The organism is Bartonella japonica, assembly GCF_040545385.1.
In the GTDB taxonomy this organism is placed as follows: domain Bacteria; phylum Pseudomonadota; class Alphaproteobacteria; order Rhizobiales; family Rhizobiaceae; genus Bartonella; species Bartonella japonica.
Genome location: NZ_JBEPLT010000006.1, coordinates 24,926 through 37,832, shown reverse-complemented (window position 1 = coordinate 37,832; position 12,907 = coordinate 24,926). Strand labels below are relative to the sequence as shown.

Here is a 12,907-nt window from a genome sequence, read left to right as displayed (position 1 = left end):
TTGCACATATTAAATAGCTTACAAGAAAGCTGTCTTAGCTCTCTTAAATTATCAAGGTAATTGGTTTGCAGGGGGTTTTAAATGCATCTCACTGGCATGTGGTATTGTTTGTCGCTCAATCATGCGATGTATTTTTATACCATCTGGTATGCGATTTAAGCGATGCAAAAGTTTATTGACCTCTGCATCTGCTTTTGTACGACGGTGATTATGGCGCAAATAATCTACCCATGTTGGCATATGATATGCTTCTGTCCAATATTCAGGTCTTTCAAGATCACGTAAAAGAACCCATTGACGAGCACCATCACGTAACCGAATATGGCGACGACGTGTCATTACTTTAAGAAACTCCTCAAGATCATCTTCATGAATTTGATAATCGATCATAATCATGATCGGACCACTTTGTGCTTTTAAGTCAAGTAAAAGCTCTGGTTCTCTGAAATGATCAAGTGGATCAAGATCTATTTGAGGGATTTCTTGAATCCGAAATTTTATTCCTGCAAGAGCTCCAACAATTAAGAAAAGAGAACAAATACTCAAAGCAATTGTTGGAGAATAACTATCAGCCAAGAACCCCCAAATTGCACTTCCGATAGCCATTCCCCCATAAGATGCTGTTTGATACAGTGCTAAAGCACGTGCAACAACCCAGCGTGGTGTAGAAAGTTGCACAGATGTATTAAACAACGATAATGCCAAAACCCAACATAGACCTGCAGGAAATAAGGCAATATGGCTTATAATCAACGAACGACTGATCGCTAAAAAAAAGCAAGAAGCAGTAAAACCAATAAATGCACTTGCAATAATTGTTTCTGAATAAAAATAAAGACGGACTGAGGAATTAATAATACCAGCTGTTATTGCTCCCAAACCAAAACAACCAAGCAATGTACCGTAAAGAAGTGCATTTCCATTGAGAATTTTATGCACAACAATTGGTAAAAGTGCTAGAATCGAAATCGCTCCAATACCAAAAAGAAACGCCCGAATCATAATATTCAGAAGGTTAGATGACATTGCAACATAGCGTAAACCATCTGAAACAGCTCCTAAAAGTCTTTCTCGTGGCAAAGTGCTGTTTTCATAGCTTTGTTTCCATAAAAACAAAGCGCCGATTAAAGGAATATAACTTATCGTATTAAATAAAAAAGCTGCGGTGGCACCGAGAGTAGCAATAATGGCACCACCCATAGCAGGACCAACACTACGCATCAAATTAAAGCCAACACTGTTCAAACTAACAGCAGCAGGAATATTTTCTCTACTTACAATATCCCCTATTGTTGCTTGCCAAGAAGGATTATAAAAGGCTGCTCCACAGCCAATTAAAAATGTGAAGCATAATAAAAGCCAAGGTGTTAGAAAGCCCATATAGGATAAAATAGCTAAACTCATCGAGATAACCATCATCATAATTTGGGCGCACAACATAATTTGACGCCGATTAAAATTGTCAGCTAATGCCCCTGCCATGAGAGAGAACATAACAAGCGGTAATGTCATAGCACTTTGAACCAGCCCAACCATGGAATGTGAAGAACTAATCAATGTCATTAACCATCCTGCTCCAACAGCTTGTACGAGTCCACCTAAGTTAAAAATAAGAGTGGATGACCACAAATTTCGAAATACCGAATTACGAAAAAGTTCTAGTGTTGGAATATTTTGCATCTTTTTCCTCTAAAGTGGGGTATTTTACCACTTTTTGCTACTATACAGATACTCTTACTTTGCAAAGAAGAATACCTGTAACAAAATAATACAAAATTTCTCATAAAATATGCTGAAATTAATATTTTAAAATAAAATCCTTTCCTTACAAGAAGGTTTTTAAAATGCTTTCAGGGACTAGTATTTTAACCTTATTTCCTATATAGATGCCAAAAGCAAGTAAGAGTCTTCAACTCTTCTTGTTTGTCGTAGACCCTTGCTGAACGACATCTCGGCTATGGGTGGCTTTTGTTTCTTCGTTTTTTGAAAGGATGATGCGATGTCGATTACAGCTGAACGTAAACAAGCTCTTGTTGCAGAGTATGCTAATAAAGTTGGTGATACAGGATCACCAGAAGTACAGGTTGCCGTACTTTCTGAGCGTATTGCTAATTTGACGAACCATTTTAAATCTCACAAAAAAGATAATCATTCTCGTCGTGGTCTTCTGAAAATGGTCTCTCAACGCCGTCGTCTTCTTGATTACCTTAAAGGAATTGACCAAAATCGTTATCAGATACTTATTAAAAAGTTAGGTTTACGTCGCTAAAAGATACAGTGGGTGGGTAATATTCTTTGAAAAAAATCCTCCCATTTTTTAACTTGCTGCTTTTCGTTAAAAACTTTAAAAACTGACGAGTAATTATTTATGGGGCAGGATTTCTAAGTTCTTCGTGTATCAATAGCGATTTCTTTCTTTTCGCAAAAAAAACAGAAGTATTTTGTTATCCTGCCCACAGCTATAAAATTTGCTATGCAAAACCAGAATATAAGCATTTAAAGATGTGAACACTGGTCATTTAAGGATAAGACATGTTTAAAACGCATAAGATAGAAATTGAATGGGCCGGTCGTCCACTTACCATTGAAACAGGGAAAATCGCACGTCAAGCTGATGGTGCGGTGATTGCCACATACGGAGAAACGATTGTTTTAGCGACCGTTGTGTCGGCAAAGAGTCCAAAACCGGATCAAGATTTTTTTCCACTTACCGTCAATTATCAAGAAAAATTCTATGCTGTTGGTAAAATACCTGGTGGTTATTTAAAACGTGAAAGCCGACCAAGTGAAAATGAAACCTTGGTTTCACGTTTGATTGATCGTCCGATCCGCCCCCTTTTTGCAAATGGTTATAAAAATGACACGCAAGTTATTGTTTCCGTTATACAGCATGATCTTGAAAATAATCCTGATATCCTTGCAATGATTGCATCTTCAGCTGCACTAACTCTGTCAGGTGTCCCTTTTATGGGGCCTATTGCAGGTGCCCGTGTTGGTTACTGTAATGGACAATATGTTCTCAATCCTCATATCGATGAAATGCCCGAATCAAAACTGGATCTTGTTGTTGCCGGAACAGAAAGTGCTGTGTTGATGGTTGAATCAGAAGCACAAGAATTGCCAGAAGATATCATGTTGGGAGCCGTTATGTTTGGGCACAAAGGCTTTCAGCCTGTTCTGGATGCCATCATTAAACTTGCTGAAGTTGCTGCAAAAGATCCGCGTGATTTTGTTCCTGAAGATCTCTCTGATCTTGAGAAAAATATGCTGGAAATGGTTGAACAGGATATACGAAAAGCTTACACTATTACTGATAAACAAGAGCGTTATGCTACAATTGATGCGATAAAAACAGAAGTCATCAATAAATTTATGCCAGAAAAAGAAGAGGACTGCCAGTTTAGTGCAGACCAAATTGCGACTGTTTTCAAACAGTTGCAAGCAAAAATTGTCCGCGGGAATATTCTTAATACGGAAAAACGTATTGATGGGCGTAATCTTTCAACAGTTCGTCCTATCCAATCAGAAGTTGGTATTTTACCTCGTACGCATGGATCAGCACTCTTTACCCGTGGAGAGACACAAGCGATTGTTGTGGCAACACTGGGTACTGGTGAAGATGAACAATATATCGATTATTTAACGGGCATGTACAAGGAAACATTCCTTCTTCATTACAATTTTCCGCCATTTTCAGTGGGTGAAACAGGACGACTTGGTTCTCCTGGGCGCCGCGAAATTGGACATGGTAAATTAGCGTGGCGTGCAATTCATCCTATGTTACCAGCGAAGGAATCCTTTCCTTATACTATTCGTGCAGTTTCAGAAATTACTGAATCTAATGGTTCTTCTTCCATGGCAACCGTTTGTGGGACTTCGCTTGCTCTCATGGATGCTGGGGTTCCTTTGGCACGTCCTGTTGCAGGTATTGCTATGGGTTTGATTAAAGAGGGGGAGCGCTTTGCTGTTCTGTCTGATATTTTAGGCGATGAAGATCATCTTGGCGATATGGATTTTAAAGTGGCTGGGACAGAAAATGGTATTACTGCTTTGCAGATGGATATCAAAATTGACGGTATTACCGAAGAAATTATGAAAATTGCACTTGATCAAGCTAAAAATGGTCGGATCCATATCCTTAATGAAATGGCTAAAGCTTTGATCTGTGCACGTGCTGAACTGAGTGAATTTTCTCCACGTATCGAAGTTATGAACATTTCTGTTGATAAAATTCGCGATGTTATCGGTTCTGGAGGTAAAGTTATTCGAGAAATCGTTGAACAAACTGGGGCAAAAATCAATATTGAAGATGATGGAACTATTAAGATTGCTTCTGCTGATGCTAAAACCATCGAAGCAGCAAAGCGCTGGATTCACTCGATTGTTGATGAACCTGAAGTTGGTATTATCTATCAAGGAACAGTTGTAAAAACTGCGGAATTTGGAGCATTTGTAAATTTCTTTGGCTCCCGTGATGGGCTTGTTCATATCTCACAACTCGCGTCTGAACGTGTTACAAAAACAACAGATGTTGTTAAAGAAGGTGATAAAGTTTGGGTGAAGCTCATGGGATTTGATGAACGTGGTAAGGTTCGTTTATCAATGAAAGCTGTCGATCAACAAACCGGTGAGGAAATCACAGGTGATCAATCGATAAAAGAAGAAAAAAGCGCTGATGAAAACAGTAAATCTGATAATAGGCGCAGAAGTAAAAGAAAAGAAGGATAATCTTTTTTTCTTTTCATATAACGAAATGCCATCTTAATATGAGATGGCGTTTTTTTTTGAAAGAGTTGTATGTGTTACTGTTTTTGCCATTTGAAAATGACAGCCTGCCGTTTCCCAATTCGGATCAATCTTGGGTAGGCTTTGGTCTAACAGAAATTCCTGCTTCAGAATGGGCACAAAATTTAAAAATTATAGCGCCTTGGCGGCCAGATTTTTTAAAATTTTCCAAGGCTCAATTGAGCTGTTCTCCTCAAATCAATCAAACCTTTCTTTATGATGGTGCATTTTTGCAATTGAGCAAATATCGTGGTTTCAATCAAAATTGTTTTCTTGATTTATTAGAATGTGTCAAACCTGGTGGATGGATCATCATCGGTGGAAATAAAACTGCTGGTGCCGCTTCAATGATGAAATGGATCAAAGCAATTATTCCCATTACCGAGAAATTATCTAAAAAACATGGGATCGTATTTTGGTTACAAGTTCCACAAAAAATAGACAGACAGAACCTTGCACAATTACGCTCACCATCGCTTACTTTTGAAAATAACTTTCAAACAGCCTCTGGTATGTTTTCGCATGGACGTATCGATCCAGGATCTGCTGCACTTGCTTTGCATATGTCTCAGGTTATTTGTGGAAAAACTGCAGATTTTGGTGCCGGATGGGGGTTCCTTTCTTATGCTGCACTTGAAAGAAGTGACAAGCTAACAAGTCTTGATCTCTATGAAGCTGATTACAACGCTTTAGAAGCAGCTAAACGGCATCTTGGATTCATAAAGACTTCTTGTCCGATACATTTCTACTGGCATGATCTTGTGCATGAACCAATCACAGATCTGTATGACACCATCATTTCCAATCCACCGTTTCATATGCACCAAACTACAGATGTTTCATTGGGACAGCATTTTATTATAAATTCTGCTAAATACCTCAAGCCAGGTGGTAATCTTCTTCTTGTTGCCAACCGCCACCTGCCTTATGAAACAGTATTAAAAAATGTTTTTCGCACAGTCATGATACATGAAAAAGCCCATGGCTTCAAAGTTATCGAAGCACGTCGTTAAATGAAAACAACAATATCCCTAAAGAATAAAACGTGAAAGATCGATATCTGCTGCAAGGTCTCCTATAGATTGTTTGACATAAGCAGCATCAATTTTAAAGGAGGTTCCAGCTTTATCCGGCGCTGTAAAAGAAATTTCATCTAAAACGCGCTCCATGACTGTTTGCAAACGACGTGCTCCTATATTTTCAATCCTTGCATTTAAATCCACAGCGATATCTGCTAATGCATCGATTGCATCATCAGTAATTTCTAAATGCACCTCTTCGGTTGCCATTAACGCGATATATTGCTTAATCAGGCTTGCTTCAGGTTCGGTTAAAATGCGTCGTAAATCTTCTCTTGTAAGAGCATTTAGCTCCACACGGATGGGTAAACGTCCTTGAAGCTCTGGCAGCAAATCAGATGGCTTTGAAACATGAAATGCACCTGAAGCAATAAAAAGGATGTGATCTGTTTTAATTTGTCCATATTTTGTGGCAACAGTTGTTCCTTCAACCAAAGGCAAAAGATCACGTTGAACACCCTCACGCGAAACAGCAGTACTTGCACCACCATCTCTGGTTGCAATTTTATCAATTTCATCGATAAAAACAATACCATCATTTTCAGCAACACGGAGTGCTTCTTGAATAATGTGATCTTGGTCAAGAAGTTTTTCAGATTCATCATCGATAAGTGGCTTAAAAGCATCTTTAACTGTCGTTTTGCGAACCTTTGTACGACTTCCCATTTTGCCAAAAATATCTGACAAATTCATAATTCCCATTTGCGCACCCGGTATACCAGGAATATCAAAGGTCGAAGTGCTATTGCTATTATTATCGGTTACTTCAATTTCAATTTCTTTCTCATCTAGTTCACCGTCACGTAATTTTTTGCGAAAACTATCACGGGTGCTAGGACTTGCTGTCTTACCAACAAGAGCATCTAAAACACGCTCTTCAGCATTCATGTGAGCTTTTACTTTGACTTCATCTCGTTTTTTTTCACGTACAAGAGAAATAGCAATTTCAACAAGATCGCGAATAATCTGCTCGACATCACGTCCCACATAACCAACTTCAGTAAATTTAGTCGCTTCTACTTTGACAAAAGGTGCTCCGGCAAGTTTTGCTAATCGACGCGCGATACCTGTTTTACCTACACCTGTTGGCCCTATCATTAGAATATTTTTGGGCATGACTTCTTCACGCATCGGACCATCAAGCTGTTGTCTACGCCACCGATTGCGCAGTGCAATAGCAACAGAACGTTTGGCATCATTTTGACCAATAATAAAACGATCAAGTTCAGAAACAGTCTCACGAGGGGAAAATACAACACACATTTACATAGCTTTCTCTAAAGAAGATAATTCTGCATCCAATGTTTCAATCGTAAAATGATCATTGGTGTAAACACAAATTTTAGCGGTAATATCCATAGCTTTACGAGCAATTGTTTCGGCATCCAAGTCTACATCCATGAGAGCTCGAGCAGCTGAAAGAGCAAAATTACCTCCAGAACCTATTGCCATAACCCCATCTTCTGGTTCTAAGACATCACCTAGCCCTGTTAGAGCTAAAGTTATTTTCTTATCAGCCACAAGCATCATTGCTTCAAGACGACGTAAATAGCGGTCTGTTCGCCAATCTTTTGCGAGTTCGACACATGCACGCATAAGTTGATCAGGATATTGCTCAAGCTTTGTTTCCAATCTTTCCAGCAAAGTGAAAGCATCTGCTGTAGCACCTGCAAAACCAGCTATAACCGTTTCACTCTTGCCAAGGCGACGAACTTTACGTGCATTACCTTTCATAATCGTCTGCCCAAGCGATACCTGACCATCACCAGCCATCACAACTTTGCCACCTTTTCGTACAGTAATAATAGTTGTACCATACATTGTGTCAGGTTTATGTTCTGCCATAAGGAAACTCCTTAATATTAACCTCTATTCTTAATATTGATTTCTTTCAATTAAATGTAAAATTCAATCATTATTGTCTCTATTTAAGAACATATAATGCAAAACACAATGTTTTAGCACTATAACAATTTGCTGAAATGAAAAAAATGATATCGTTGTTATCAATGCAAATTGTTGCTAAATAGTTTTTATAAACATTTGGCACCCTTTAAAGGAAAAATTATGAAAAAAATAGCAATAGGAACTTTGGGAGGAACAATTGCGATGGCTGCTGATAGTTTTGGACAAGTGCAGCCAACATTAACCTCAGATGTCCTTATCAAAAGTGTTCCTGATTTAAATAAAGTTGCGAATATTCACGCACAAACACTCACACAATTACCGAGTGGATCTTTGTCTTTTAAAATACTTTTTGAAATAATCGAGTGGGCAACACAACAGATAGAGGCTGGTGCAGCAGGTGTTGTTTTAACTCAAGGTACTGATACCTTGGAAGAAACAGCTTTTTTTCTTTCCCTCTATTGGAATAAAGTGGAACCACTCATTGTAACCGGTGCTATGCGTATACCTTCTGAAGCGGGTGCTGATGGACCTGCTAATATTTTAGCAGCGACACAGGTAGCTATCCATCCACAAAGTCGAAACAGAGGTGTTTTAGTTGTTATTAATGATAGCATTCACTCACCTTATTGGGTTCAGAAAAGCCATACTATTAAAATTGAAACATTTCAGTCAGGACTGACAGGTATTTTAGGAACGATTTTGGAGGGGAAGCCTATTTATTTCAATGATAGAAATTTTTTTCAAACAACATTTGATTTTCCTAAAAAGAAAGATCATCAAGTTGCACTCTTACACTCTTCTTTATCTTCTGATACACAGTTAATAAAGTTCTGCCTTGAAAGTGGATATTATGCTGGACTTGTCATTGCTGGTTTCGGATCGGGACATTGCAGTTTTGAAGAATCGGATATTGTGCGACAATATACAAAAAAAATGCCAATCATTATTGCTAGTCGTACCTACAGTGGCTCAACAACCCGCAAAACTTATGGCTATAAAGGTTCAGAAACTGATATGATTTCTTCTGGTGTCCTTATGTCTGGTTATTTATCAGCAGTAAAAGCACGTTTACTTTTATGGACTTTTTTGGCGCAAGGGTACTCATTGGAACAAATACGCGCACACTGGGATGATTGGACTATCAGCTAATGAAAAATTCTTTATTATTTAAAAGAAGAAAACATGCAAAATAAAATTCATTTGTATATGAAATAGTCTGCCTATCTATCCTTAAGTTACGATCACCGCAGTAAAGTAAAGTCTTGACAAACAAAATGATTGATATAGTTCTCTCAAAAACTGATCAGGAAGATAACCTGGTCAAGTCCGTTTCTGATCGATATTCACCCTATCGTATCTTTACTGCACAAGAGTGGTCTCAGTTTCGTGCAGATACTCCTCTTACTTTGACCTTTGATGAAATTAAACGTTTGCGCTCGATTGATGATCCAATTGACCTTGAAGAAGTGCAACGTATCTATCTTTCCTTATCGCGTTTGTTGTCGTGCCATGTTGAATCAGTACAGGAGCTTTTTCACAAGCGTCAGCAATTTTTACATCAAAAAGGAAGCAGAAAAACCCCTTTTATTATTGGAATTGCTGGCTCTGTAGCTGTGGGAAAGTCAACCACCGCTCGTATTCTTCAAGAGCTCTTGAAACGTTGGACTTCTAGTCTGAAAGTTGACTTGATTACAACTGATGGTTTTCTCTACCCTAATGCAGTCTTACAGAAAAAAAATCGTATGCACCGTAAAGGATTCCCAGATTCCTATGACATCAAAAAATTGCTGTACTTTCTCTCTGCTATAAAAACAGGCATTGGGAATGTGAGTGCTCCACTTTATTCGCACATGACATATGATGTTCTGGAAAATCAAACAATGATTATTGATCGTCCTGATATCTTAATTGTTGAAGGTGTCAATGTATTACAGGTTAGCGATCTTCCTAAAGATGGAAAAATTATTCCTTTTGTTTCAGATTTTTTTGATTTTTCAATCTATGTAGATGCTGAAACAGAAATTATTCGACATTGGTATTTGGAACGTTTTAAACGTTTACGTAAAACAGCTTTTCAAAATCCTGAGTCTTATTTTCATCGTTATGCACTGCTGCATGAGGAAGAATCCTTAAAAATTGCTGAAAATATCTGGCAAACAATTAATTTAAAAAATTTACAGGAAAATATCTTACCAACGCGACCACGGTCTAATCTTATTCTACGCAAAGGAAAAAATCATTTGGTTGAATATGTTGCACTGCGACGATTATAAGGATTTTTTAAATATGCATTTACATAATATTCACTTTAGCTCGACACGTGCTAATAATAGCTGTCCTATCTTTTTGATAAATCAAAAAGATCTTGCTGATTTATCACTTGATGAATCAACAGTAGCATGGATGAAAGTTAATGATTTCACAGGCAAAGCAGGGCAAGTACTCTTCTTTTCTCATGAAACAGGGTATTTAAAAAAAGTTTTCTTTGGACTTGGCAATGGTGATGAGCCTTTTATTACAGGACATCTCGCTAAAAAGCTTCCTTCTGGCCATTGGCATTTAGAAGGAACCTCTTCCTGCGAAATGAATACTTATCTTGGATTAGCATTTGGAAGTTATCAATTCAATCGCTATCGTCAAAACACGTCTCTCAAATCGTTATTATTTCATGTCAATGATGCCATTGATCTCGATGAACTTCAACGTCTTTATAAAGCTGTCTTTTTTGTTCGTGATCTCATTAATACTCCAGCTAATGATATGAATCCCGATGCCCTCGAAAAAGAAGCGTATCAACTAGGAAAAACTTATAGTGCTCATGTTGAAAGCATTCTTGGAGATGAACTTTTAACACATAACTTTCCAATGATTCATGCTGTAGGGCGTGCAGGCGGTTCTGCACCACGACTTATTGATCTGCGCTGGGGGCAAGAAAATCACCCTAAGATAACGTTGGTTGGTAAAGGTGTAACTTTTGATACTGGAGGGCTTGATATTAAGTCTTCTCAGAACATGCTACTCATGAAAAAAGACATGGGAGGAGGTGCTCATGTTTTAGGATTGGCTAAACTTATCATGGATGCTAAGTTGCCTTTCCGTTTACGTGTTTTAATTCCAGCTGTGGAAAATGCCATTTCTGCTAATGCTTACCGACCAGGTGATATTCTCCACAGCCGGAAAGGTTTAAGTGTTGAAGTTGGTAATACAGATGCTGAAGGGCGGCTTGTTCTTGCTGATGCGCTCGCTTATGGTGATGAAGAAAGTCCACAATTTATGCTTTGTATGGCAACGTTAACAGGAGCTGCGCGTATAGCATTAGGACCAGATCTTCCTGCATTTTATTGTAATGATGAAATATGGGCACAACAAATTTCTCAATCTGCTCACTCTGTTTCAGATCCTCTTTGGCAAATGCCGTTTTGGAAACCATACCGAGAAATGTTGTCATCACCAATCGCTGACCTTAACAATATAACTGGAAATAGTTTTGCTGGTTCTATAGTCGCTGCTTTGTTTCTTAACTCTTTTGTTGAAAAAGCCAAATATTTTGCACATTTTGATCTTTTTGGGTGGGTTCCAAAAGAAAAGCCTGGCTATCCTGTCGGGGGGACTGCACAAATTATTCGTGCTCTTTATCATCTTTTTAAAAATCAAATTTGACAAAAAATATCTACAAAAATGTATAGATTTACAATATCATAAGTGATTTCTTATCATTTTTGAAAGTGTGATTATATACTTTATTTTTAATATAAGTAATTAATTTATAATAACAATTTATTATTTGCATATTATATGAGTACATAAATACCGTAAGCTTCGTTCATTCCAAACTTTTTCTGCTATGAAAGAAAAAGCGTTTCAGAAAAGAGTAAAATATGTCTCTCATGAGCGTTTCAATGGAAGAGCTGTAAAAAATTGCAGATTGACTCGTACCTTTATCAATATGAAAATGCTTTGTACAATGGATAAAAATTTTACAAATGGATCTATCATGACACTTCTTAAAGGTGTAAAGCCAAAAAATGCGAGGTAAATAGATGATCACTAAAGATCCGAGGTTATACGCATTTAGAGATGATTTAGAAGATAAGTGTCTTGAAACAGAAGTTACAGCTGAGCGTTTCGTACAAGGTGAAAAGACGTATTAACACAGCTATTGCAGGACTCTTTAAAGAAAATAATAAAAAAGGGAAAGACAAACAGAGCGTTTGTTAGGAGAAGAACTCCTTATCTTTGAACAAGGAGAAATTATGTCACGGGGACAATCACTCAAAGATGATTACGTTGGTTATATTGATACAACAATTCTTTGTACATCAACTGTAAAACAATACATGTCGTTTCTGTCCCGCGTACTTTTCAGTATTTTCAAGCTGACTTACACGGATCAGTGAATTGTGTTTTGTCTATGGGAAGCAAAGTAAGTGTTGTTGGTGAAATTGAAGTTCGTGACACAATATATTCTATTCTTGAAAATGGAAAAGCAATAGTTTCCCATCATCTCAGTCCCATGGGTTGTGTATATGAAGATTATGTTACAGTTGCCGAAACCTTTATCCATATATCTTACCTTTTGGGTGGTGTTAGTGGTTTTGGAGTTAATTGTTCAGGACTCATCCAGCTTGCTATGGTGATGACTGGACAAATAGTTTTATGCGATACTGGTATACAGCAGAAAACTATAGGCAAACAGCTTATCAACGATGATAAACTTCAACAAGGAGATTTGATTTTTTGGAAAGGTTATGCAGTCATTATGACTGACCATGAAAATATCATTCATGCAAATGGCTTCTCTATGGACGTTACAATCGAGCTATTGGAAGAAGCAATTACGCGTATTGCTAAAAAACATCAATATTCTGTAGAAAAACGTCTCCTAATTAAAGAAATATAATATGTTCTCTTAAATATAGTCCAAAGAACAAAAACTTCTGTTATTATATGCTTGCAGGAGGTTATTTTGAATCCTAAAGAGATGATGTAGACTTTATTTTTTGATTTTATACGAATCAAAGATGCTACTTATTTAGATTGCATAAGGTTAAGCACTATTTTTTGTTAAAATTTATATTCAGTATTTATTTAAAAATTTTTTCAATATTCACATATTTGGAGAGGAATAAATGTGA

The 12,907-nt window shown here is 37.4% G+C and carries 9 protein-coding genes and 1 pseudogene; 7 read left to right on the top strand and 3 right to left on the bottom strand.

Going from position 1 to position 12,907, the window contains the following annotated elements:
- Positions 1–51: 51 nt before the first annotated feature.
- A complete protein-coding gene (locus tag ABID39_RS03895) occupies positions 52–1,680 on the bottom strand; it encodes an MFS transporter (protein ID WP_354186228.1) in 1,629 nt (542 codons plus the stop codon).
- A 319-nt stretch (positions 1,681–1,999) separates the two neighbouring features.
- Between ABID39_RS03895 and rpsO the strand changes: the two genes are divergently transcribed.
- From rpsO to ABID39_RS03880, 3 genes are all read left to right on the top strand, one after another.
- Positions 2,000–2,269: a 30S ribosomal protein S15 gene (gene rpsO, locus ABID39_RS03890; RefSeq protein ID WP_354186226.1), complete on the top strand. Its 270-nt coding sequence runs from the start codon at positions 2,000–2,002 to the stop codon at positions 2,267–2,269.
- 263 nt (positions 2,270–2,532) lie between these two features.
- Positions 2,533–4,728, top strand: coding sequence for a polyribonucleotide nucleotidyltransferase (gene pnp, locus ABID39_RS03885; protein WP_354186224.1), 2,196 nt, complete (start codon positions 2,533–2,535; stop codon positions 4,726–4,728).
- Between the two features lie 71 nt (positions 4,729–4,799).
- On the top strand, positions 4,800–5,798 hold the full coding sequence (locus ABID39_RS03880; RefSeq protein ID WP_354186222.1) for a class I SAM-dependent methyltransferase: 999 nt from the start codon (positions 4,800–4,802) through the stop codon (positions 5,796–5,798).
- An 18-nt stretch (positions 5,799–5,816) separates the two neighbouring features.
- Here the strand turns inward: ABID39_RS03880 and hslU are convergent, their stop codons facing one another.
- On the bottom strand, positions 5,817–7,127 hold the full coding sequence (gene hslU, locus ABID39_RS03875; protein ID WP_354186220.1) for an ATP-dependent protease ATPase subunit HslU: 1,311 nt from the start codon (positions 7,125–7,127) through the stop codon (positions 5,817–5,819).
- Complete coding sequence (gene hslV, locus ABID39_RS03870) at positions 7,128–7,709, bottom strand: ATP-dependent protease subunit HslV (RefSeq protein WP_354186217.1); 582 nt, start codon at positions 7,707–7,709, stop codon at positions 7,128–7,130. It lies immediately after the preceding gene.
- A gap of 222 nt (positions 7,710–7,931) precedes the next feature.
- Here hslV and ABID39_RS03865 point away from each other — a divergent pair, with 222 nt between their 5' ends.
- From ABID39_RS03865 to ABID39_RS03850, 4 genes and pseudogenes are all read left to right on the top strand, one after another.
- Positions 7,932–8,921, top strand: a complete 990-nt coding sequence (locus ABID39_RS03865; RefSeq protein ID WP_354186215.1) for an asparaginase — start codon at positions 7,932–7,934, stop codon at positions 8,919–8,921.
- Positions 8,922–9,046: 125 nt separating this feature from the next.
- Positions 9,047–10,045, top strand: a complete 999-nt coding sequence (gene coaA, locus ABID39_RS03860; protein WP_354186213.1) for a type I pantothenate kinase — start codon at positions 9,047–9,049, stop codon at positions 10,043–10,045.
- Between the two features lie 13 nt (positions 10,046–10,058).
- Complete coding sequence (locus ABID39_RS03855) at positions 10,059–11,432, top strand: leucyl aminopeptidase family protein (protein ID WP_354186211.1); 1,374 nt, start codon at positions 10,059–10,061, stop codon at positions 11,430–11,432.
- A gap of 380 nt (positions 11,433–11,812) precedes the next feature.
- A pseudogene (locus tag ABID39_RS03850) lies at positions 11,813–12,672 on the top strand (C40 family peptidase).
- Positions 12,673–12,907: the final 235 nt, after the last annotated feature.

What these genes read in the sequence shown, in the direction of transcription:
- ABID39_RS03895 (WP_354186228.1), bottom strand. Translation starts at nt 1,680, where the DNA reads ATGCAAAATATTCCAACACTAGAACTTTTTCGTAATTCGGTATTTCGA.
- pnp (WP_354186224.1), top strand. Translation starts at nt 2,533, where the DNA reads ATGTTTAAAACGCATAAGATAGAAATTGAATGGGCCGGTCGTCCACTT.
- coaA (WP_354186213.1), top strand. Translation starts at nt 9,047, where the DNA reads ATGATTGATATAGTTCTCTCAAAAACTGATCAGGAAGATAACCTGGTC.
- ABID39_RS03855 (WP_354186211.1), top strand. Translation starts at nt 10,059, where the DNA reads ATGCATTTACATAATATTCACTTTAGCTCGACACGTGCTAATAATAGC.
- rpsO (WP_354186226.1), top strand. Translation starts at nt 2,000, where the DNA reads ATGTCGATTACAGCTGAACGTAAACAAGCTCTTGTTGCAGAGTATGCT.
- hslV (WP_354186217.1), bottom strand. Translation starts at nt 7,709, where the DNA reads ATGGCAGAACATAAACCTGACACAATGTATGGTACAACTATTATTACT.
- ABID39_RS03865 (WP_354186215.1), top strand. Translation starts at nt 7,932, where the DNA reads ATGAAAAAAATAGCAATAGGAACTTTGGGAGGAACAATTGCGATGGCT.
- hslU (WP_354186220.1), bottom strand. Translation starts at nt 7,127, where the DNA reads ATGTGTGTTGTATTTTCCCCTCGTGAGACTGTTTCTGAACTTGATCGT.